The organism is Nocardia sp. NPDC051990, from assembly GCF_040680755.1.
Lineage (GTDB): Bacteria > Actinomycetota > Actinomycetes > Mycobacteriales > Mycobacteriaceae > Nocardia.
The window spans coordinates 260,800-282,659 of sequence record NZ_JBFAXH010000003.1; the positions used below are offsets into that span (position 1 = coordinate 260,800).

The window sequence follows — 21,860 nt, forward strand, 5'->3', positions numbered from 1 at the left end:
CTATTCCACTTCCAGCCGATGCGGGGCTATTTCGACAGCTGCGGACACTCGGTCCGGCGGCCTCGACGCCAGCGAGTGACCAGGAAGCCCGCGCCGAGAACCACTATGGCGGCCACGATCGCGCCGACCAAGGTGGCGCCGCGGAAACCCGGCGCGTCGACGTCGAGGATTCGCTGGCCGGCGTGTGCGCCATTACCGTCGCCGAGCACGATGGTGAGTGTCATCAGGTTCGGGATCGCCGTAACCACCGCGGCCACCACGGATACCGCGGCGATGTATCGGCCGTAGCGCCGGCGCCAGACGAGCGGGGCGATCAGTAGCAGCACCAGTGCCAGCGCGGTACAGAGCGTGCCGAATGTCAGCCCCCAGCCGATGCCCTTGGCGAAACTCCCGTGTGCCAGATCCGCGATCCGCTGCCCCCACCAGCGCGGAATGAATGCCGCCAACACAAAATACGAGGCGATCAGCACCACCGCCGCCACCAGCAGCGCGATGATCCGATTGCGCCAGCGCGGCACCGAGCGACTGTCGGCGGATACGACCTCGTTCTGTGTAGCCATAGCCACGATTATGCGCGCTTGCGCCTATCCCGTTCAGTGACAAGTTATTTCACGACCGGGCTGGCAAATATCCGAATACGGGTACCGGGCGCACTGCCCGGTACCCGTTCATCGGTTCAGTTGAAATGCGCCGCGACAATCGGCACGTCGGCACCGCGGACCTCGCCCGCGATACATGATCCCGCCATTGCCAGGGCATTGCGGATCGGACCTTGTTCGACCACCAGATGGCCACCCGCACCGGGGCCGTCGGTGATGGTCACGGTGTTGGACATCGACCCGCCGACGCCACCGCGCACCTGCCATGGCCCGCCGATCTGGCTGATCGCACCATTGGACCAGTTGACCTGACCGTCGATCTGACCGTCGACATCGGCGCAGTTGCCAGATCCACTGAAGGTGCCGCTCACCGTGGCCACGGGCGCTGGTGTGCCCGAGCAGCCGGTGAGGTTGCCATTCCAGGTGGCGGTCACCGGAGTGACCGACATGCCGAGCGGACTTGTGCTGTAACTGAATTGGCCGCCGGAGCAGTCTCCGGCAATCGGCTCGGCCGCGGCCTGCTGGGTGCCGACGAATGCGGCGGCGAATGCGGCGACAGCGACGGACACTATCGCGAACTTCCGGGATATTGCCATGACGAATACCTTCTCCTGTTGATCGACTTGATCTGATGGAGCAGCTGACGACAAGCAAACGCCAAGATCGTAGACGGCACGTCCGGCGCAGGCTAATCGGCCCACACCCGTTTCTCGGCAATGGCATGTCGCGCGCAGGTATTGGTCGGGTTGACCGTGATCACAGCACAGTGCTGTCGCAGACCTTCGTATTCGGGACACGGTTCATGCGGTGCGTCGCTATGCGAGGTGCGCGAGGCCGCAGCGATAATCAGCGACCGGCGGCCTTGGCGAGGTGTTCTGGGTAGCGTGCACCGGAGAAGGCGCTGGCGGGTGCGGCGGCATCGATGCGGGCGAGATCGTCTGCGGTCAGGGTGATCCCGGCCGCGGCGACATTCTCCTCCAGGTAGGTGCGGCGCTTGGTACCCGGAATGGGAACCACATCGTCACCACGGCTCTGCACCCAGGCGAGCGCCAATTGTCCTGCGGTAATACCCTTTTCGGCGGCCAGCTCGCGCAGCGTCGCGACGATAGCCAGGTTGCTGTCCAGATTGTCCTCGGCGAAGCGCGGTAGGCGGCGGCGCATATCGTCGGCGGGCAGATCGGCGGCGGAGGTAATGGCGCCGGTCAGGAAGCCGCGGCCGAGCGGTGCGAAGGGCACGATGCCGATGCCGAGCTCACGGCAGGTCGGCAGCACTTCGGCTTCGATATCCCTGGTCCACAGCGACCATTCGCTCTGCAGGGCGGTCACCGGATGGACCGCGTGCGCGCGCCGGATGGTCGCCGCCGACGCCTCCGAAATGCCGAGGTAGCGCAGCTTGCCCGCCTGCACCAGCTCCGAAAGCGCGCCCCAGGTCTCCTCGACCGGGACATTCGGATCTACGCGGTGCTGGTAGTAGAGGTCGATGTGGTCGACACCGAGCCGGGCCAGCGACGCATCGCAGCTCTGCTTGACATACGCGGCGTCGCCACGAGCTCCCATACTGCCGTCCTCGCTCCACACGATGCCGAATTTGGTCGCGAGCACGACCTGATCGCGGCGGTCGGCGATGGCCTTGCCGACCAGGCGCTCGTTGGTCTGCGGACCGTAGATATCGGCGGTGTCCAGCAGCGTCACGCCCAGATCCAGTGCACGGTGAATGGTGGCGATGGATTCGTCGTCGTTATCACGCACGCCGTAGGCCTGGCTCATGCCCATACAGCCCAGCCCTTGTGCGCCGACGGTCAACTGGCCGAGCTTCCTGGTCGGAATCATGCGGGCTCTCCTCTGTGGTCGACGATCTTCGCCATCGACGCTACGAGCTGGAGTGCTCTCCAAGTCAAGGGCCGAGTCGCCGGTTCGGCGATCACTTCAGCACCGTGAACGCGAGCCAGCCCGCGTGTTGCCGTGTCCGGCGGCGCACCGACAGCAGGTCAGCTCGCGAACGCACCCAGGACGACCGGCTACGAAACCGCCCGCGTCCGTGCGCTTTCTCGAGCCGTTGCCATCGCATAGGACGGCGGTACCGTAGTAGCAGCTGGGCCAAAACGCGGGAAGGCAGCGATGGTGCAGATGGACCGGCCGCCCAAGACACAGATACCGGATGCGAATGCACCGTGGAACGAGATCGTGCCACAGCTGTGGATGGGTGGGCACCATTACGGGAATGCCGAGGGCGTGCGGGTGCCCGCGATCGTCGGGACCGAATTCGATGTTGTGATCAGCCTGTTCCAGGCCGAGGGGCACGGGCCGGGACCGGATGTCGAGCACCATCACCTCGCCATTCCGGATACGGCGCTGCACGCCGAGCAGCTGGCAGCAGCGCGCGAATTGGCCAGGATCGCCGCCGCGGCGGTCCGCGCCGACCGCAGCGTCATGGTGCGCTGCCAGTACGGGTACAACCGTTCGGGTTTGGTGGTCGCGCAGACCCTGCTCGAGCTGGGGCATTCGGTCGATAACGCCATCGCCCTGATCCGGCGGCGGCGTTCCCGCCATGCGCTGAACAACGAGTTCTTCGTGACCTATCTGACGGCCGGGCTCGAATAGCAAGTGCCCCGACAGCGTTATCGCCGATCTGGCGGCGGGCACCCTCACCTGGTCCAGGGAATCCTCACTTGCGTACCGGCAGCAGTAAACGGGCAACTTCGGCGGCCGTCGAATCTGGCGCACTCGCGCCGCCGGGCTGGTACCTGGTGTTCGTCGTGAACGAACAGGGCGCGCCGTCGACCGGACAATGGCTGCATTCGGGCTGATTGTGACCGATCACAGTCCCGGACCGCGCCGGCTGCGACCTGGTCCGTTACCGCCATGGATGCCGCTGGGCCCGTAAGGTACCGATCATGGTTCCCACCGAGATATCCGAGCTGGTCGAGTCGGTCGTGGAGTCGTATCTGCTCGACGGACCGCGCCGCTACAACCGGACCCAGGTCACCGAACAGTCCGGGACGACGACCGGCCTGACCAAGCGGCTGTGGACAGCACTCGGCTTCCCGGCCGGCCTCGACGACGCCGTCGTCGACTACACCGACGCCGATATAGCCGCGGTGCGCAACTTCCGCGCACTGAATGTGCTCGCCTCGGCGGACTCCCGGCAACAGGCCGCGGCCGCGCGCACCCTCGGCCAGGGCATGGCACGCCTCGCCGAATGGCAGGTCGACGTGGTGCTTGCCGAAATCAACGCCCAGATGGCCGAGGCCGCGCCCGGCACCGATCCGGCCGAAACCGCACGCGCCGCCACCGAGGCAGCCATCTCCAAGCTCGAACAGCTCAATACCTACGCGTGGCGGCGCCACCTAGTCGCTGCCCTGGCCCGTTCCCTCGACCCCGGCAGCACGGCGGGCGAGGCGGTGCGCGAATTGGCGGTCGGCTTCGCCGATATGGTCGGCTACACCCGGCTCACCAGGCATCTGCACCCGGACGAACTCTCCATGCTGCTAGGGGCATTCGAATCCACCACCACCGCCGCGATCACCGAGAACGGCGGCTGGGTGATCAAGAATGTCGGCGACGAGGTCATGTTCGCTGCCGAAGACCCCGCCGACGCGGCCCGAATCGCGCTGGCCATCCAGGAGAGCACAATGATGGTCGGCGGCACGCCGGAACTGCGGGTCGCCGTGGCCTACGGCCCGGTCCTGCAGCGCTTCGGCGATCTGTACGGCTCGGTAGTCAATATCGCCTCCCGCCTCACCGGCGTCGCCCGACCCGGCACCGTTCTCATCGATGACAAGGCCGCCGCAGCCCTGGACGGCGATCCAGCGTTCGACATCCACAATCTACGCAGCGTCCGTGTCCGCGGCTTCGACCGTCTCCGCCCGCACACCCTCCGCCGCAACGGCAAGCACCGATAACCCACGACCTAAGCTCGTCCGATGGAGTTCGAGTGGGCCGAGTTGCGCAAGAGCTGCGTTGTCGAGGAGGACGCGGCGGTGCTGGCATTGAACAAGCCTGCCGGGATTTCGGTAACCGGGGAGCGGCACGACAGCGATATCGTCGAAGCGGCGGCTGCCGCGGGGGAAACGCTGTATCCGGTGCACCGGATCGACAAGGTGACCTCCGGACTGGTGCTGCTGGCCAAGGACCTGGGCGCGCACGGGCAGCTGACCAGGCAGTTCAACAAGCAGACGGCCGACAAGGCGTACCTGGCGATCGTCGAATCGACCGGCCTGCCCGATCATGGCGTCATCGAACTGCCGCTCAGTGTCGGCCGCAAGAACCGGGTGCGGATCGCCGCGCCCCGTGAATGCATTCGCGAGCGGGCGGGCCGTTGGTTCGTCGATGACGCGGACCTATTGGCCACCAAGAACTATCCGTCGACAACCCAGTTCACAACGGTCCTGCGCACCGCCACCCACACCCTGCTCGCAGTGCGCCCGATCACTGGCCGCCGCCATCAGATCCGCGTCCACCTGGCCTGGATCGGCCACCCCATAGTCGGCGACCCCCTATTCGACAAATCCACCCAACACCCCCGCACCCACCTCCACTCCTGGCAACTAACCCTGTCCGCCCCTTGGCGCACACCCCCAACCCTCACCCTCCAAGCACCCCCCACCCCCGACTTCTGGCACCCTCTGCAGCCCCCACCCGCCACCGACGCCCTCCTCGCTCACGCCGACCAGCTCATACACACCCCCGAGTAGCCCCCAACGCCGCGCATCGCTTTGCCCGCCACGGAATAACCGGCATATCCATGCGTGGCGCGCCAATCGGTGCGCGCCACAACCAGCTCGGCGAGCGGCGACTACGCCGGCCAGCTCGGGGAGCGACCGAGCATGGCGACGATTTTGTCGAGTGTGGAGTTGCCGGACCAGGGGATGTCCGGGCCGAAGGCGGCGCCGGGGGCCAGGCGGGCCGGGCCGCCGGGGACCACCTCGGCTACCGATAGTGCGACGGCGAGCAGGTCGTCATCGAAATGCACTGTGTGGCCGAGGGTTCGGGCGACGTCCCAGGAATGCACGACGTAGTCGATGAAGTGGAAGCTGACCGCTTCGGCTCCGGAGAATTCGAAGGCGCGGGTGAACTCCGGCAGCGGGAAGGCGCGGCCGAGCACGCCGTCCTCGGCGAAAGATGCCAGCACGTGTTCGGCGGCGGCACGGTAGTCCGCGACCGGGTCCTCCCCCAGCGGACGCAGCCGCCACAGCGCCAGGTCACTCTCGCCGCGAGATGCGGCCGCGAAACCGTAGTGCTGGGTGATCATATGCGCCAGCAATCCGTGCAGCGTCCAGCCCGCGCACGGCGTCGGCTTGGCCAGATCGGCGACGGTCAGCTGGGAAACGACTTCGATGCTGGTGCGCACGGCCTGGGCATCGAGGGCGATCACATCGACCTGCGTGCCCAGCGAGTCGAGGCTCTTCAGTTCGGCGGTGTCGGAATCGGTGGTCATCGCTGTCCTTTCGATACATTCAAATTGATAAGCACACACTTATCGTAAGCTCGTACTTATCATATTCCAAGCGGTATTTTCTACCCATGCCGGAAAAGCGCCCCGACCTCGCCGCGATGATCGCGCCGCTCGGCCGCGCCCTCGCCACCGCGGAACTGCCCATCCTCGAACGGCACGGCCTGACCATGTGGGGCTACGTGGTCCTACTCGGACTCGGCGACGAACCCGTCTACACTCAGGCCGCACTGGCCAAGAAGATCCGCGCGGATAAAACGCGCATCATCGGCACGCTCGACGAGCTCCAGCAGCGCGGCCTCATCCGGCGCGATCCCGATCCGGCCGACCGGCGCGCACGCCTGATTTCGCTCACCCCGACCGGCCGGACCACCCGCGACCAGGCGCAACGCGATATCCAGGACCAGGAGAACCGCCTGCTGTCCCAAATCCCCGCCGCCGATCGCAAGGTGTTCCTGCGGTCACTACAGACGCTGTGGAAGTCGGTCGTCGAGCCGCCGAGCTGACCCGATGTGCGCGCGACCACTTCCGACCCCGCGCCCTTCTACCGGTGGTCAGCCTCATGGCGACACGGAACATGCAGGTCATCTAGCCTGAAGTGGTGCCGGCAAACGATGTCGGCGCATTCTGCCGCAACGGAGCGATCCCCAGAGAAAGCGAACGCCGATGATCCTGGTGGCTCAGGTCAGCGATACCCATTTCGATCTCGGCACCCGCAATGGCGAACGAGCCGAGCGGGTGATGGCCTATCTCGCTGATCTGCGACGCAGGCCCGATGCCATTCTGGTGACCGGCGATATCACCGATTCGGGTAAGCCCGAGCAGTACGCCGAGGCGCGCGTCGCACTCGACGCCGATATCCCGGTCTACGCGCTGCCCGGCAATCACGACGACCGCGCCGCCTTCCGCACCGACCTCCTCGGCGAATCCGCATCGACCGCGCCGATCAACCACGCACACCGGGTCGGCAATTTGACCGTGGCCCTGCTGGATTCGACGATCCCGGGCGAACCCGGCGGCCGACTCACCGAGGAAACCTACGACTGGCTACGCGGCATACTCGCCGCCACGCCCGCCGACGCACCCATACTCCTTGCGCTGCATCACCCGCCCGCACACTTGTTCAGTCCGGTCATCGATGAGATCTCGCTGGCCGAACCCGAGAAATTGGCCGAGGTGGTCACTACCGACGAACGCATTGTCGGCGTGATCACCGGACATGCGCATTCCGCCGCAGCGACCACCTTCGCTGGCCGCCCGCTGTTGATCGCACCGAGCACCGCATCCGTGCTCGGAGCCGAATGGGAGCTCGAGCTACCCGACCAAGTCATGGACTACGCGCCTGACCCGGCCGTCGCCCTGCACGTCATCGACGAAAACCATCGCATTACAACACATTTCCGCAGTGTCGCGATGGACGGCTGGATCAGCGTGCGGCCGAATTAACGACCTACGATGCGTTCGCGGCGGTAGGCGGCCGGTGTCGCGCCGGTCCAGCGTTTGAAGGCGTAGATAAAGGTGGAGGATTCGGCATAGCCGAGCCGGATGGCGACATCACTCACCGAAAGCGGTGTGGCGGTGAGCATTTCCTCGGCAAGTGCGCGCCGCACCTCGTCAAGCAGTGCCCGATAACCGGTGCCCGCGGCATCGAGGTGGCGGCGCAGGGTGCGGGTGCTCATATTGAGATCGCGTGCGATGGAGTCGATTCCGCGCGGGGCGGCGAATCCGTCCGCGCCGCCGGGCACCAGGAGTTCGCGCACCTGCGCCGCGATACCCGTGCGGGCGCGGCGCCGGTCCACCAGATCCCGGCATTGCGCCAGGCACATGGCCCAGGTGTGCTCATTCGCCTGCGGCAGTGGCTGTTCCACCATTGCCGGATCGATGGCGAATAGATTGTGCGGCCGCCCGAAGCGCGGCCGCACCTGGGTGACCGCCATAATCCGATCGGCGTATGTCGGCTCGGCAAAACAGAATTCGGCCCTGGTGAGCGGCAGTTGCTTACCGATCAGATCGCTCATGACCTGATGCATGGCGGTCACATCGCGTTCGACCAGGAACTGGCGCACATCGGCCGGAATCGATTCGCCGTGTACATAGGCGATGAATTCGCCCTCCCGCCATTGTGCGGCAGGCAGGCAGAAGGTGAAGCTCAACTCCAGATACCGCAGCGCGAACGAGATCGCTTTACCGAGCGTCGGACTACTGACGCAGGCGAAGCCGAAGATGCCGAAGGTGGTGATCCGATAGCGGCGGCCGATCTCGACACCGAGCGCGGGTATATCGGCGAGTTCGTGGACGAGATTGCGGATGACGGCGAGTTCGATGCGCGCGTCGATCTGCGCGTCCGGATCGTGCAGCATTGCCTCGGTCAGCCCGGCTCCGGCCAGCATCCGCGCGACGGGCACGCCGTGCTCACCGGCATAGCGGACCATCAGCGCCACGCTGGCAATGCCGCGCGGAAAGTTCCAATCGCGGATGCCCGGATCCTGTACCCGCTCCACAGCCGACATTATGGCCGAAAATCTCGATATTCTCGCCTGGCTTGCGGGTCGCTCGAAATGATCAGTCCCGATATCCGACCAGCAGTCCTAGAGTGGAACTCACCTACAGTGCTGTGAGGAGTGCCACATATGACAGCTGGTGAGCGACCAACGGTCATCATCATCGGTGCCGGTTTCGGCGGCATCGGGATGGCAATTGAATTGCGGCGCAACGGTTTCGACAATATCGCCATCCTGGAACGCGGCACCGATATCGGCGGGGTCTGGCGGGAGAACACCTATCCCGGCGCGGCCTGCGATGTGCCGTCACCGCTGTACTCGTTCTCTTATGAGCCCAAGCCGGACTGGCCGCAGCGCTATTCCGGACAGGCCGCGATCCACGACTACCTGCGCGGCGTCGCCCAGCGGCACCGACTGCTGGAGGCGATCCATTTCGGCGCCGAGGTGACCGACGCCGAATTCGACGACGGCTCCGGCCGCTGGACCGTGCGGACCAAGGACGGCACGGCCCGAACCGCCGACGTGCTCATCTCCGCGGTCGGCCAATTATCCCGGCCCGCGCTACCGAATATCCCCGGCATCGACACCTTCACCGGCCAGGCCTTCCATTCCGCCGAATGGGATCACGGCATCGAACTGACCGGTAAACGCGTCGCCTGCATCGGTACCGGCGCAAGCGCCATCCAGTACATTCCGGAGATCCAGCCGCAGGTCGAACACCTCACGCTGTTCCAGCGCACACCAGCCTGGGTGCTGCCCAAATTCGATACCGACTACACCCCGATCCAGCACAAACTCTTCGCGCGCCTGCCCGGCGCCCTGCTCGTCGAACGCTTCGGCTGGTGGGCCATCACCGAATTCATCGCACTCGGCCTGGTCGAATTCCCGTCTATCGCCCGATGGGTCGCGCAGGTCGCGTCGAAACATCTGGAGGAACAGGTCCCGGATCCGGAACTCCGCGCCAAACTCACCCCCGACTATCCGGTCGGCTGTAAGCGCGGCTTGTTCTCCAACGACTACTTTCCGGCGCTGGTCCAGCCGAATGTAACGGTCGAGACCAGTGCCATCACCGAAATCGTGCCGAATGGCCTACGCACCGCCGACGGCACAGTGCACGAGGCGGAGGTGATCATCTACGGCACCGGATTCAAGGGCACCGAATTCCTGTGGCCGATGAATATTTACGGCCGCGCGGGCCGCAAGCTCGCCGATGCCTGGCAGAGCGGCGCGCACGCCTACTACGGCATTACCGTGCCCGACTTCCCTAATCTGTTCCTGGTCTATGGACCGAATACCAATCTCGGCGTCGGCTCGATCATCTACATGATCGAATCGCAGGCCCGCTATATCCGCCAAGCCGTCCAGTTGCTCGCGGAACGTCCCGGCCATGTACTCGAGGTGCGGCCCGAGGCGGAGGCGCAATTCAATACCGCGGTCCAGGAACGCCTCGCGCGTACCCCGTGGAACTTCTGCTCCAGCTGGTATCGCACCACTTCGGGCCGGATCACGAATAACTGGCCGGGGCGGCAGCTCGCCTATCGCCGTCGCGTCCGCAAGCTGAACGCCGCCGATTACGAGCTGACCCAGGTCGCCTAGCGAACAACTCAATACAGCCGCCATGTGGGCATAACGCAGCCGAGCGCCAGCGCGGCGCAGTCATGACCACAAGGACTCCACAGAAAGACCACACGAACTGTCCACCAGATCCTGGCAGACTTGTCCCGTGAGTGATCTGCCTGCCCGCCCCATCGAGCGCGGAGCGCTGCGCCCGATCGAATTGGCGGCGGGGGCGGTGCTCGGTGGTGCCACCGTCGCGCTGGTCACCATCGGCGCGCTGATTCCGATCGCCGCAGCATTGCAGCTGGTCGCGGCGGTGCCGATGGCGATGATCGCGCACCGCTATCGGCTGCGCGCCCTGATCACCGCGACCGGTTCGGCCGTCCTGGTCTGCTTTGTCGCGGCGGGCATCGCGCCCGCATTCGGCATTCTCAGCTCGGCCACCATCGCGGGCATTATCGGCACGGTCAAACGACGACGCGGCGGCTTGCCTGCGGTGCTCGGATTATCGGCACTCGCTGGTCTCGGCTTCGCGGCCTTCGCCGTCGGATCGCTGTTCATGCTGTCGCGGTCCCGGAATCTGCTGTTCAACACCATCCGCAGCACCGCGGAGGGGCTGGAGCGCACGGCCGCGCGCCAGCCCCAGCTGGAACCGTTCGGACGCGGGGTCGCCGATGCCGCGGACGCCGCGATCCACTGGTGGTGGGTCCTGATCGGCGGTGGTGTGCTGGTAGGCATCATCGCGACGGCGGTGTTCTCCTGGTTCGCACTCGGCTCGGTACTCGATCGACTGTCCTGGCTCCCCAGCGAGGATCGGCTCGACGCACCGCCCGACGACCGCCCCATCGCACCGCTGCCGGTGCGGCTGCGCGAGGTCGGCTTCCGCTATCCGGGTGCGCCGGTGGATGCGTTGTCCGGGATCGATCTCCGAGTCGACATCGGCGAATTCGTGGCCATTGTCGGCCACAACGGATCCGGCAAATCGACGCTGACCCGGCTGCTCGCGGGATATCCGCCGACCACAGGCAGCGTGGACCGGCCCGGCGCGGCCGGCCTCGGTCACTTGGGTGGCACCGCACTGGTGTTGCAGCGGCCGGAGAGTCAAACCCTCGGCGTGCTCGCGGCCGACGATGTGGTGTGGGGTTTGCCCACCGAACTCGCCGCCGCCGTCGATATCGATGGCCTGCTGCGCGAGGTCGGCCTGGACGGTATGGGCGATCGCGAGACCGCGACCCTGTCCGGCGGTCAGCAGCAGCGGCTGGCGGTGGCCGCGGCATTGGCTCGGCGCCCAGCCCTGCTCATTGCCGACGAGGCCACCTCGATGATCGATCCGGACGGTCGCCGCGATCTCGTCGCGCTCCTGGCCGGACTGCCCAAACGCCATCCGATGGCGGTGGTGCTGGTAACCCATCACGAAGCCGATACCGCCGCCGCCGATCGGGTGATCCATCTGGCCGGCGGCCGGACCGTCGAGCGACTGCCCGCCTGGCCGCGACCGGTCAGTGAGATCCGACGCCGCCCGATGGGTGAAACCATCCTGCGGTTGAATGATGTCCGCCACACCTACAACCATGGAACACCATGGGCTGCACCGGCTTTGCACGGAGTCGACCTGACCGTCCGGCGCGGCGAGGCGCTACTCGTGGTGGGTGGCAATGGATCCGGCAAGTCGACGCTGGCCTGGATCATGGCCGGATTGATCGAACCCAGTTCCGGCCGTTGCGAATTGGGCGGCAAACCGATCGCGAAGCAGATCGGTCAGGTGGAATTGGCGTTCCAGCACTCCCGTTTGCAGCTGCAGAAACAAACGGTCGGCGACGAAATCGCGGACTGGGGTGGACGAGCCACCGGATCCGGCGCGGTCGGACGCGCACTGGACGCGGTAGGGCTGGATCGCACACTCGCCGCACGCTCCATCGAGAAACTCAGCGGCGGCCAAGCCAAACGCGTAGTGCTCGGGGCCATTGTGGCCAGCCACGCGCCGGTCGTCGTACTCGACGAGCCGCTGGCCGGGCTCGACCCGCAGGGTCGCGCCGAAATCGTGGAACTGCTTGCCCGCCTGCGTAATTCCGGACTCACCCTGATCGTCATCTCCCATGACGTGCACGATATGGCCGCGGTCTGCGACCGGACGGTCCATCTCGAGGCCGGACGCATTCTGGAGACCGCCCCGATCCTCGACATCGCGAATGCGCGTGCGCACCAGACGGATTCCCGCTCGGCGATGCCGGAACCACGCCCCGGCGATCCGGCGTGGCGACTCGGGAACGGAGGTCGGTGATGCGCGAGCGAACATTCAACACAGCCGCCTCCACGGTCATGACGGAGCCGAGCGTCAGCGAGGCGCAACCATGACCGCCGTACTGTTCCGCGAGGTGCCGGTTTCGAGTCCGGTGCACAGCCTCTGGGCCGGAACCAAGATCATCGGGGCGTTCCTGATCAGCGTGGTGCTGATGGTCCTGCCATCCTGGCCGGTGCTCGGCGTGCTGGTCGTATTCCTGATCGCGATCGGGGTGGTGGCCCGACTGCCGCTGAGCACCCTGCCGCGCCTGCCGTGGTGGTTCTGGGCCACACTCGGTGTCGGCGGCTTGCTCAATGTTCCGGTGGGCGGCGAAGCCGTGCTGCGCTACATCAATGTCACGGTCTTCGGCCTGATTCTGCTGACCGCCTCGTTCCTGATCGCCTGGACTACCCCGATGGGCGATATCGCCCCCGCACTGGCCAAACTCGGTGCCCCACTGCGCAAATTCCGGGTGCCCGTCGACGAATGGGCCGTGGTCATCGCGCTGACATTGCGTGGCCTGCCGCTGCTGATCGACGAGATCCGAGTGCTGCGGGCGGCACGCCGACTGCGGCCGAAGGACAGCCTGGTCAATCGCGCCGCCGATAATCCGCTCGTCGATATCCTTACCGCCGCCATGGCGGTATCCAGCCGCCGGGCAACCGAACTGGGCGAGGCCATCACCGCGCGCGGCGGCACCGGCCAGCTCACCGCCCGCCCGAGCGCCCCCGGACGCAATGACGCGATCGCGCTGACAATTGTTGTCGCGGTCTGTCTCGGCGCGATCGTCCTCGATCTGCTCATCTGACCGGCGATACTGGATCCTGTGCCGGATCAAGACGATGTGCCTGCCTGGCAACGCAAGACTGAGGGTGAGTCGCGGTGGGCCGCGACACTCGCCGTGCTGGTGATCGTGGTTCTGCAGGTCGCGCCGCGGGAACTTCGGCAGCAGCCCGCCTGGCTGCTGCTGCCCCTCCTCGAGGTCCTGTTGCTCGGTGTGCTGGTGGTGGCGAATCCGTTCCGGCTCAACCGGGAACAGCGTTGGCTGCGCAACTGGGGCCTCCTGCTGACCGGGTTGTTGAGTCTAGCCACGGCGGTTTCGGCGGGGCGACTGGTGTTCCAACTGATCGAAGGGGCCCTCACCGATCCCGTGGAATTGCTCGTATCGGGTGGTGCAGTCTGGTTGACCAATGTGGTGGTGTTCGGACTCTGGTACTGGGAGTTCGATCGCGGCGGACCTGCGGCGCGCGCCCATGCGCGAAAGCCGTTGCCGGACTTCCTGTTCGTCCAGATGCAGAGTCCGGAGTTGACCGGACCCGAGTGGGAGCCACAGTTCCTGGACTATTTGTATCTGGCGTTCACCAACGCGACGGCGTTCAGCCCGACCGATGTGATGCCGATGTCGCGATGGGCGAAGGCGACGATGATGCTGCAATCGGCGACCTCCCTGGTGCTGGTGATCTTGGTGATCGCCCGCGCCATCAATGTCTTGCAGCAGCCGGGTTCCTGACCGAATAGCGAAGAGCTATAACAATATTCGTCATACCGGCATACTCGTATACCCCGAAAAGCATTCCGCCACATCTTTTGTACGCGGTACGGTGTGCTCGGAGTGCGTTCTTTAGATCACATCGTGGCTCTGCACGGCGTCGGGGGAAGGATTTTTCCGGTGTGGAGTGTTGCTACGGCTTGCCAGAACTGATGCAGATTGGACAACCGGAATGATTCTCCGCAAGATCACGGCGGTCGCCGTGCCGATCGTCGCCGCCATCGCGGTCGGCGCGGGCACCTCGTATGCGCAGGCGGGTGCCGTGCCCGATATCGGATACGAGGCAAAACTGGTGGGCGACAAGATCGTCACCACACTGACCAACGGGTCCTTCCAGATGTCCGCGAACACCGTGGACGTCAAGGACATCGCCGGCAATACGGTGGTCACGCTGCCACTGTCGTTCCGGCAGGACGGTCTGGAATTCGCACTGCCGCATGAGATCCGCGACGCGGGCAAGGTACTGGAGCTGACCGCGGTCAAGGACTACACACAGGCGCGGCCGGTGGCGACACCGATCGCGTCGCCGCGCGAGAATCTGCGCGCGCAGGATAACTTCCTGACCCAGTTCGGCATTGCCACCGCCATCGGCGGCTTTCTCGGCACGGTCATCGGCGCCCTGGTCGGGCTCACCGGCATCGTCGGCGGACCGGCCGTCATCGCCAGCGTCATCGCGGGCGCGGGCATCGGCGGCATTATCGGCACCGTCGTGGTCGGCGGACCGGCACTGATCATCGCGGGCATCGATCTGATCAGCACCCTGGCCGCCGAGCCCGGCACCACCAAATGGCAGGACACGCCGGTCAAGTAGGACGGCGAACAGCACTGGCGAATGCGGCGCGCAACAAACCCTCGTAGCGCGCCGCATCTTTCGTTCACCGGCTGTGACAGCCGGGCGCTACCGGAATACCCGCGAAGCGGTCGGCGAGAAAACCCATCGCACCGGCCGCTTCACCGAGAGCGGCCACATTGTGTCCGGGCAGCGGCGAATGCACGGAAGTGAGGTCGGCACCCTGTGCGCAGTATCGGCCGACCAGATCGGTGAAGCCCGCGACCGGGACCACATCGTCGGTTGTGCTGTGATACAGGTACATCGGCGTGACCGGCGCACTGCCACCCAGCTCCTGCCGGTCGAGCGCGGCCCGAAATGCCGGATGAGACAACACATCCGGCACCGTCGCGAAATCGTCCACGTGCGCATTGTCGTACTTGACGATGAAATCCGGACCACAGGCCGAGGCATCCTCGGCCAAGGCGATGCGACCGCGTTCGTTGAGTAGTTCCGGCACACCGGAATTCGGTTCGTTCTTCGCGATCGCGATCAAGACGAGCATGGCCAGACCCGCTTGTACGGTGCCATCGACACCCTGAGTCGTTGCGGGCCAATCGGCGGGCACCCCGCCCGAGGTGATCCCGGCGAACCGGATATCGGGCGCATACTCCGGTTGTATCTGAGCCGCCCACAGCGTCGCGAACGCACCGCCCGAATAGCCCCACGCCCCAATGGGACTCGCCGGACCGACGCCGCCCGGTGCGAGCGCGCGAGCCGCCCTGATCCCATCGAGCACCGCACGGCCGGAGTTGACGCCATCCAGGAATCGGGAATCCGGCCCCTCGTAATCGCTGGCCACCACCGCCCAGCCGCGGCGCAGCGCCTCGGCGATGAACAGTGTGTCGATATAGGTATTCGCGGCGCCGAGATCCCAGCCGCCCCGCAGCGCGTACGACGGCGCGCACTGGGTGCCGAGACTGTCCTCGGCGATCTGATACGACAGCAGCGGCCGCTGGCCCGGACCGAGCCACAGCCAATTCGGCACCAGGACGGTGGCCGTCCCCGCGATCGGCGAACCGTTCGTATCGCTGGTCCGATACCGCACCTGCCAGGCCGTAACCGGCAGCGGCAGACCATACAACGCGAACGAGCGCGCCTGCAGAATGGCACCGGCGGGCTGCGGCGCCAGATCTACCGATGGCGGGTAGAACGGATTCGGATCCGGGCTCGGCACCGCCCTGGCAACCGGAACGAATGCGAATGCCACGACCGCGAGAACGAGCGAGATGGTTTTCGCGCCGGATCTCCGGTTACTGCTGACGAATGGCGCAGACAAAATCTTCATCGGGGCCTCCAGTGATCCGACGCGGCGCGACGCACAATGCGGCGGAAACGCGTCGGCGCCGACCTCGATGTCATCACGGTACTGCCTGATCAGAGGCCCAGCAACGGTCATCGGCGGGCATCGGCGACGCCTCACGTGTCCGATTTCCGGCATGGTTACAGTTGGGACGGAGCACGCCGCCGCGCGCTTCGAAAGTAGCTATCGCGCAACCGAACCACGTCCGGCCGCCCACCGACCGTGATCGGCATCGAACAGGAGTGAGCTGACCATGCGGCATGGCAACGGACTGGACATTCCCGAAGAACTCGCCGATGTGTGTGCGCCGCACCGCATGGCGGTGATCGTCTACGACATGCAGGTCGGTGTGCTCTCTCAACTTCCGGACGGTCCGGAGATCATCGAGCGGGTGACGCGGGTGGTCGAGGCGGCGCGGCGCGGCGGCTATCCGATCATCTTCCTGCGGCATTTCTTCCTACCGCGCCGCCTGAGTGGGACCTTCGCGCTGCGAATGGCCATGAGCTGGCAGCAGGTCGACAATGTCGATGACGTGAAGTTCATCCTGCAGCGCGATACCCCGGCCTTCGAACTGGTTCCGGAGCTGCGGCCGACGGCGGATGAGGTGGTCTTCGACAAGACCTCGATGTCGGCGTTCGAGGGCACGCCACTGGCCGCGGTGCTGCGCGATCTCGGCATCGGCGCGTACGCGATCACGGGTGTCGCGTTGGAGATCGGCATTGCGCCGACGGTCACCCATTCGACCGATCTCGGCTTCGTGCCGGTGATCATCAGCGATGCCGTGGGTGGCCGCGATAAAGCGGCAATGGCCCGCGCCTACGACGATTTCGAATTCCAGGGGCACGCGATGGTCACCGACAGCGCGACCATCATTCCGCTGCTCGCCCGCGAACAGAGCTGACCGTGGAATGGCGGATCGGCATATCCGGTCCGCCATCGGCGATTCAGCCGTCCTGGTGGACGGCCTTCTTGGCGGCCTCCTGCGCGGCGTCGACCTGGCTCGCGAACTTGCCGTCGGTCTGCTTGTCGATGAGATCGCCCACCTTATCGATGGCCGTATCCACCTTGTCCGCGTTCTGCTTGGCCAGGTCCAGCGCCTTGTTCGCCAGGTTCTTGAAATCCACCGTGCACTCCTCGTTTTCGAGCCGACACAACCGCGAACAAACGATACCCAGCGAACTCCCCGATGACCCGGCAAACCATCAGCGACCGCCGTCACATCTCGCTCAGCCAGGCCGGATGCCAGAGGCGACCGGTCTCGGTCCAGTTCATGAAGCGCACGGTGCCGCCGAGCTTCGGGGTCACCCACACCGCGTCCTCGCGTTCCTCGGCGGTGAGGTCATTGTCGAACGGGGTGGTCTTGCGCACCAACTTGCCGAGTTTTTTGGCCAGCTCCCGCATGACCGGCTCGCTGAACCCGGTACCGACCCGCCCCACGTAATGCAGCCTGCCCTCATGCGGAATGCCGACCAGCAGTGATTTGAAGTCGCGGGCATCGCTGCGCCGCCAGCCGCCGATCAGGACCCGCTGGGTACGCCAGTTGCGCTGCTTCACCCACGAATGTCCGCGCTTACCGGGCAGATATACCGAATCCTTGCGCTTGGCGACCACACCTTCCAGCCCGTGTTCCTGGCTGTAGCGCAGCGCTTCGGCACCGGAGCCGTCCAGTGGCAGCGGCACCCGCAGTGACGGTGCGTTGGCGGCGATCGCCTCCAGTACCCGGCGCCGATCCGAATACCGTTTGCGGATAAGGGAAGTACCGTCCAGATACAGCACGTCGAAGGCGACGAAGACCGCGCGCGCCGCATCGGCCTGTAGCAGACCGACATTGGCGACCCCGTGATCGTCGAACACCACGGCCTCGCCGTCGAGCACCAGATCGTGTCCGGCCAACTCCTCGGCCAGCACCGTCATGCCGGGATAGCGTTCGGTCACCACATTGCCCGTCCGGCTGCGCAGAGTCAGTGTCCCGGAGGCTATTTCGGCGATCAGCCGGAAGCCGTCCCATTTGATTTCGAAGCACCATTCGACGTCATCGAGCTCGGCGACCTCACCGGATGTGGCTAGCATCGGCGGTAGACCGCGCGGAAAGGGCGCGGGCCCAGCCGGTCTCGGCACGATGTACGCCGCTTCGGGTCCGACCGGACCACTGGAGACTCGATCCGTCGCCTCCTCGGCCGGATTCTGATCGCGAATGATATGCATAAGCCATTGGGTGCCATTGGTTCGGATCATCGCGTAACGGCCGCGCAGCCGCTTGCCGTGAAAGGTGACGATAACCTCGTCCTCGCGCCACTTCTCGGTGTCGTAGGTACCGGAATCCCAGATCGTCATCTCCCCCGCACCGTACTGTCCTTTCGGGATGGCACCGTGAAAGTCCAAGTACTCCAGCGGATGATCCTCGGTGTGCACGGCGAGCCGATTCTGGTCCGATGAGATCGGCGGCCCCTTTGGCACCGCCCACGACACCAGCACGCCGTCGCGTTCGAGCCGCACGTCCCAATGCAGCCGCCGCGCGCGGTGTTCCTGGACGACGAACCGATTGTTCGCCCCCGGCGTCGGCGTTTGGGACGGCACCGGTTCCGGGGTCGCCGCGGCATCGCGCATCGATCGGTATTTCGTCAGTGCATCGCCGGTCGAGGTGGGTGGATCCAATTCGGCGAGCAGATCGCCGTCATCGCGCCAGCGGGCGAGCACCTCGTCGAAGCGCAAGTGCCGCAGCTTCTTCCGCTTTTCCAATTCGGCCCAGGTGCGCGGTGCGGCCGCATTCGGTTCGGTCCGGCCGCGCAGCGAATACGGTGCGATGGTGGTCTTGGACGGATTGTTCTGACTCCAGTCCAGGAAGACCTTCCCGTCGCGTGCCGATTTCGCCATTGTCGCGGTGACCAGATCCGGGTGCAGCTTCTCGAGATTCGTCGCCACCTGCTTGGCCACGGTGGACGCGCCGCCCGGACTCAACTCCCGATCCAATGGCACATAGATGTGTATTCCCTTGCTACCACTGGTGACCGGGAAGGCGTGCAGTCCGATGCCCTCGACCATCTCGCGCACCGCGAGCGCGACCCGCGCGCATTCGGCAAGTCCGGCACCCGACCCCGGATCCAGATCGAAGACCAGCCGGGTGGAGTGGCCAACCTTGTCACCGTCGAAACGCCATTGCGGAACATGGACTTCCAGCGCTGCCTGCTGTCCGATCCACGCTAGCCCGGCCTCGGAATCGATTACCGGATAGACGAGCTTGCGGCCGGAATGTTCGATGGTGTGGCGCTCCAGCCACGACGGCGCGTGCTCGGCGAGATTCTTTTCGAAGAAGGATGATTCGTCGACCCCGTTGGGCCAGCGCTTCCGGGTGACCGGTCGCCCGGCGATATGCGGAAGCATCGCGGGCGCGACAGCCGAATAGTAGGCAATGACCTCGCCCTTGGTGGTTCCGGTCGCCGGATACAGCACCTTGTCGAGGTTGCTCAGCTCAACCTCGATGTCCGGCCGGCCCGGGCCGCCACCGAATTTCCGGCGGGTCACCATAAAAGAAGTTTAGGGGCGGGGACCGACAGAAACCGGTCCCCGCCACAGATCATGCCTGCGGCTGTCCGGGTTCCTCCGGCTTGGGAGCAGGCGGCGCCTCCGGCGCGGGAGCAGACGGCTCCGGCGCGGGCGGCGCCTCCGATGCGGGAGCAGACGGCTCCGGTGCGGACTGGTCCGAGGGTACCGCCTTCTTGGCGGCCTCCTGCAACTTGTCGATCTTGTCGGAGTATTTGTGGCCGGTCTTCTCGTCGATGAACCCACCGGCCTTGTCGACCGCTTCGTTGATTTTGTCGGCGTTCTTGGCCACCGTTTCCCTACCCTTGCCGACTATGCCTTTCAGGGTATCCGCGAGACTCATGTCTGCATTCCTTCCTGTCGACGAACCGACGTGCTCACCCGATATCCTCCCACCAGGAATCCCGGCTCGGCACGTCATCGGGGTCGATGCGCTGACCGGGCACCGGCACCGCCACCGCGGTACCGGCCGCCCGCGCCGCCTCGACCATCCGACGTACCGGCTCCGACCACCCGTGGAAGGCCAGATTGAAAGTTGCCCAGTGGATCGGCACCAGCAGTCCGTATCCGGGATCGCCAACGCCGAGGTCGGCATGGGCCCGCACCGCCTCCTCCGGGTTCATATGCACATCCGGCCAGGCCTCGTCATAGGCCCCGATCGGCAGCAGGGTCAGATCGAACGGTCCGAGCGCGGCACCGGCCTGCGCGAAAGCCCTGGTGTATCCGGTATCACCGCCGAAGTAGACCCGCCGCGTCGGGCCGACGATGGACCAGGACGCCCACAGTGTGGTGTTGCGCACCAGACCGCGGCCGGAGAAGTGCCGTGCCTCGGTACAGGTGAGCACCAGCTCCGCACCATCGCGCTCGCGGCCCAGCGAAGCGAGGGAAACCGAACCGCCCCAATCCAATTCGACGATCCGATGTTCGGGCACACCCCAGTGCCGCAGATGGGCGCCGATGCCGATCGGCACCAGGAAGGGCGCGCCCTGTCCGTGAACCAGCTGCCGGATAGTCGCCTTGTCCAGGTGGTCGTAGTGATCATGCGAGATCAGCACGGCATCCACCTGCGGCAGCTTCGACAGCGGTGTCGGCACCGGATGCAGCCGGGCCGGGCCGACCAGCGCGGACGGCGAAACCCGTTCGCTCCATACCGGATCGGTGAGAATCCGGTACCCGTCGACCTCGATGAGTGCCGATGCGTGCCCGTACCAGGTGACCGCGAGATCGGCGGCCTCGGTCGGCACGTCGGGGGTTGCCAGCGGCACCGCATTGCGCGGACGACCGGCATTGCGCCGGGTCAGCGCCGAGAATAGCAGGGACGGAGCGGCGCCCGAAACGAACTGGGTGCTCGGCTCGGTGTTGTGGAACTGTCGATTGCGGTAGTTCACCGCGCCGGTGGCGTAGGGCTGAATGGCATTGATGGAGGCGCCGATCGCCGATGGGATGTCCCACACCGCGCGTACCACCCAGGTGACGCCGAATGCCGCGGCGGCAATGCCGACTATCTTCTTCGGCTTCATTTATCGCCCCACAAATTTCGCGGCACGTTTCTCTTCCCTGGCCAGCCGCCCCTCCTTGGCATCCTGACTGGTCCACGCCGCCTCCAATGCGGCACGCTGCCGCGTACCCTCTGGATCTCGGGTGCCGTCATCGTTGAATTCCAACTTCATATGCCGTAGCGAGAGCGGGGCCAGCTGGGCGATCGATGTGGCCCACTCCTGCGCGTCGGCCAGCGTGCCGAGTCGGTTGGCGAAGCCGAAGGCGTAGGCATCGGCGGCCGATACCGGTCCGGCGCCGAACAGCATGGTCCGGGCTGGGCCGCCCCCGATCAGCGATACCAACCGCCGCACGGTCCAGCGGTCGACGGTGATGCCGAGCTTGGCGGCCGGAATGGCGATATAGGCTTCGGGCTCCATGACCCGCAGATCCGAGGCCAGCGCGATCTGCACACCCGCACCGAGCGCAGCGCCGTTGATCGCCGCGATCACCGGGACCGGGACCGATTCGATGGTGCGCAGCATGTCGACCAGGGCCGCCAGGAATCCCTCCGAGTAGACCCTGGACAGGTCAGCGCCCGCGCTGAAGATGGATCCCTGACCGGTGAGCACGATAACCCTGGCCTCCTCGGCCGCGGTCGACACCGCTTCGCGAAGCCGAGTGACGAGTTCGATGTTCAGCGCGTTACGCCGCTCCGGGCGCTGTAGTTCGATGGTGACGACATCGCCATCGCGGCTAACTTCGAGCATGCG

23 protein-coding genes are annotated in these 21,860 nt (G+C 65.6%); 12 read left to right on the forward strand and 11 right to left on the reverse strand.

Annotated features, from left to right (window positions below; all coding sequences use genetic code 11):
- Nucleotides 1-26 precede the first annotated feature (26 nt).
- From AB0L63_RS07625 to AB0L63_RS07635, 3 genes are all read right to left on the reverse strand, one after another.
- On the reverse strand, nt 27-560 hold the full coding sequence (locus AB0L63_RS07625) for a permease (RefSeq protein WP_364496141.1): 534 nt from the start codon (nt 558-560) through the stop codon (nt 27-29).
- A gap of 116 nt (nt 561-676) precedes the next feature.
- Nucleotides 677-1,195, reverse strand: coding sequence for a hypothetical protein (locus AB0L63_RS07630; RefSeq protein WP_364496144.1), 519 nt, complete (start codon nt 1,193-1,195; stop codon nt 677-679).
- Nucleotides 1,196-1,445: 250 nt separating this feature from the next.
- A complete protein-coding gene (locus AB0L63_RS07635; protein WP_364496147.1) occupies nt 1,446-2,429 on the reverse strand; it encodes an aldo/keto reductase in 984 nt (327 codons plus the stop codon).
- Between the two features lie 288 nt (nt 2,430-2,717).
- Between AB0L63_RS07635 and AB0L63_RS07640 the strand changes: the two genes are divergently transcribed.
- From AB0L63_RS07640 to AB0L63_RS07655, 4 genes are all read left to right on the forward strand, one after another.
- A complete protein-coding gene (locus tag AB0L63_RS07640) occupies nt 2,718-3,200 on the forward strand; it encodes a hypothetical protein (protein ID WP_364496149.1) in 483 nt (160 codons plus the stop codon).
- Between the two features lie 68 nt (nt 3,201-3,268).
- The gene (locus AB0L63_RS07645; protein WP_364496151.1) at nt 3,269-3,406 is read left to right on the forward strand and encodes a galactose oxidase-like domain-containing protein; all 138 of its coding nucleotides are present in this window, start codon (nt 3,269-3,271) and stop codon (nt 3,404-3,406) included.
- A gap of 87 nt (nt 3,407-3,493) precedes the next feature.
- Entirely contained in the window at nt 3,494-4,501 is a 1,008-nt protein-coding gene (locus AB0L63_RS07650) for an adenylate/guanylate cyclase domain-containing protein (RefSeq protein WP_364496154.1), read from the forward strand.
- 21 nt (nt 4,502-4,522) lie between these two features.
- Entirely contained in the window at nt 4,523-5,293 is a 771-nt protein-coding gene (locus AB0L63_RS07655; RefSeq protein WP_364496157.1) for an RNA pseudouridine synthase, read from the forward strand.
- Between the two features lie 101 nt (nt 5,294-5,394).
- On the opposite strand, the gene AB0L63_RS07660 is transcribed toward AB0L63_RS07655, so the two are convergent.
- Nucleotides 5,395-6,036, reverse strand: a complete 642-nt coding sequence (locus tag AB0L63_RS07660) for a TIGR03086 family metal-binding protein (protein WP_364496160.1) — start codon at nt 6,034-6,036, stop codon at nt 5,395-5,397.
- Between the two features lie 86 nt (nt 6,037-6,122).
- On the opposite strand from AB0L63_RS07660, the gene AB0L63_RS07665 reads away from it, so the two are divergent.
- Together AB0L63_RS07665 and AB0L63_RS07670 are read left to right on the forward strand one after the other, a co-directional pair.
- The gene (locus AB0L63_RS07665; RefSeq protein WP_364496163.1) at nt 6,123-6,557 is read left to right on the forward strand and encodes a MarR family transcriptional regulator; all 435 of its coding nucleotides are present in this window, start codon (nt 6,123-6,125) and stop codon (nt 6,555-6,557) included.
- Between the two features lie 160 nt (nt 6,558-6,717).
- Nucleotides 6,718-7,497: a metallophosphoesterase gene (locus AB0L63_RS07670; RefSeq protein ID WP_364496166.1), complete on the forward strand. Its 780-nt coding sequence runs from the start codon at nt 6,718-6,720 to the stop codon at nt 7,495-7,497.
- Here AB0L63_RS07670 and AB0L63_RS07675 read toward each other — a convergent pair.
- Nucleotides 7,494-8,552 (reverse strand): AraC family transcriptional regulator, encoded by a 1,059-nt coding sequence (locus AB0L63_RS07675; RefSeq protein ID WP_364496169.1) that lies wholly within the window; start codon nt 8,550-8,552, stop codon nt 7,494-7,496. The genes AB0L63_RS07670 and AB0L63_RS07675 overlap by 4 nt on opposite strands.
- A 129-nt stretch (nt 8,553-8,681) precedes the next feature.
- On the opposite strand from AB0L63_RS07675, the gene AB0L63_RS07680 reads away from it, so the two are divergent.
- From AB0L63_RS07680 to AB0L63_RS07700, 5 genes are all read left to right on the forward strand, one after another.
- The gene (locus tag AB0L63_RS07680; protein WP_364496172.1) at nt 8,682-10,148 is read left to right on the forward strand and encodes an NAD(P)/FAD-dependent oxidoreductase; all 1,467 of its coding nucleotides are present in this window, start codon (nt 8,682-8,684) and stop codon (nt 10,146-10,148) included.
- A gap of 127 nt (nt 10,149-10,275) precedes the next feature.
- Nucleotides 10,276-12,390, forward strand: a complete 2,115-nt coding sequence (locus AB0L63_RS07685) for an ATP-binding cassette domain-containing protein (RefSeq protein ID WP_364496174.1) — start codon at nt 10,276-10,278, stop codon at nt 12,388-12,390.
- Between the two features lie 70 nt (nt 12,391-12,460).
- Nucleotides 12,461-13,198: an energy-coupling factor transporter transmembrane protein EcfT gene (locus AB0L63_RS07690; RefSeq protein ID WP_364496177.1), complete on the forward strand. Its 738-nt coding sequence runs from the start codon at nt 12,461-12,463 to the stop codon at nt 13,196-13,198.
- Between the two features lie 18 nt (nt 13,199-13,216).
- Nucleotides 13,217-13,900 (forward strand): hypothetical protein, encoded by a 684-nt coding sequence (locus tag AB0L63_RS07695; protein WP_364496180.1) that lies wholly within the window; start codon nt 13,217-13,219, stop codon nt 13,898-13,900.
- 211 nt (nt 13,901-14,111) lie between these two features.
- A complete protein-coding gene (locus AB0L63_RS07700; protein WP_364496182.1) occupies nt 14,112-14,750 on the forward strand; it encodes an ammonium transporter in 639 nt (212 codons plus the stop codon).
- 64 nt (nt 14,751-14,814) lie between these two features.
- On the opposite strand, the gene AB0L63_RS07705 is transcribed toward AB0L63_RS07700, so the two are convergent.
- On the reverse strand, nt 14,815-16,056 hold the full coding sequence (locus tag AB0L63_RS07705; RefSeq protein ID WP_364496185.1) for a lipase family protein: 1,242 nt from the start codon (nt 16,054-16,056) through the stop codon (nt 14,815-14,817).
- Between the two features lie 268 nt (nt 16,057-16,324).
- Here AB0L63_RS07705 and AB0L63_RS07710 point away from each other — a divergent pair, with 268 nt between their 5' ends.
- A complete protein-coding gene (locus AB0L63_RS07710) occupies nt 16,325-16,972 on the forward strand; it encodes an isochorismatase family cysteine hydrolase (RefSeq protein WP_364496188.1) in 648 nt (215 codons plus the stop codon).
- A 43-nt stretch (nt 16,973-17,015) separates the two neighbouring features.
- Here the strand turns inward: AB0L63_RS07710 and AB0L63_RS07715 are convergent, their stop codons facing one another.
- The 5 genes from AB0L63_RS07715 to AB0L63_RS07735 form a co-directional block, all read right to left on the reverse strand.
- Entirely contained in the window at nt 17,016-17,195 is a 180-nt protein-coding gene (locus AB0L63_RS07715) for an antitoxin (RefSeq protein WP_364496191.1), read from the reverse strand.
- Nucleotides 17,196-17,286: 91 nt separating this feature from the next.
- Nucleotides 17,287-19,596, reverse strand: coding sequence for an ATP-dependent DNA ligase (locus AB0L63_RS07720; protein ID WP_364496194.1), 2,310 nt, complete (start codon nt 19,594-19,596; stop codon nt 17,287-17,289).
- Between the two features lie 49 nt (nt 19,597-19,645).
- Entirely contained in the window at nt 19,646-19,954 is a 309-nt protein-coding gene (locus AB0L63_RS07725) for an antitoxin (RefSeq protein ID WP_364496196.1), read from the reverse strand.
- 34 nt (nt 19,955-19,988) lie between these two features.
- On the reverse strand, nt 19,989-21,131 hold the full coding sequence (locus tag AB0L63_RS07730) for an MBL fold metallo-hydrolase (protein WP_364496198.1): 1,143 nt from the start codon (nt 21,129-21,131) through the stop codon (nt 19,989-19,991).
- On the reverse strand, nt 21,132-21,857 hold the full coding sequence (locus AB0L63_RS07735) for an enoyl-CoA hydratase (protein ID WP_364496200.1): 726 nt from the start codon (nt 21,855-21,857) through the stop codon (nt 21,132-21,134).
- Nucleotides 21,858-21,860 lie beyond the last annotated feature (3 nt).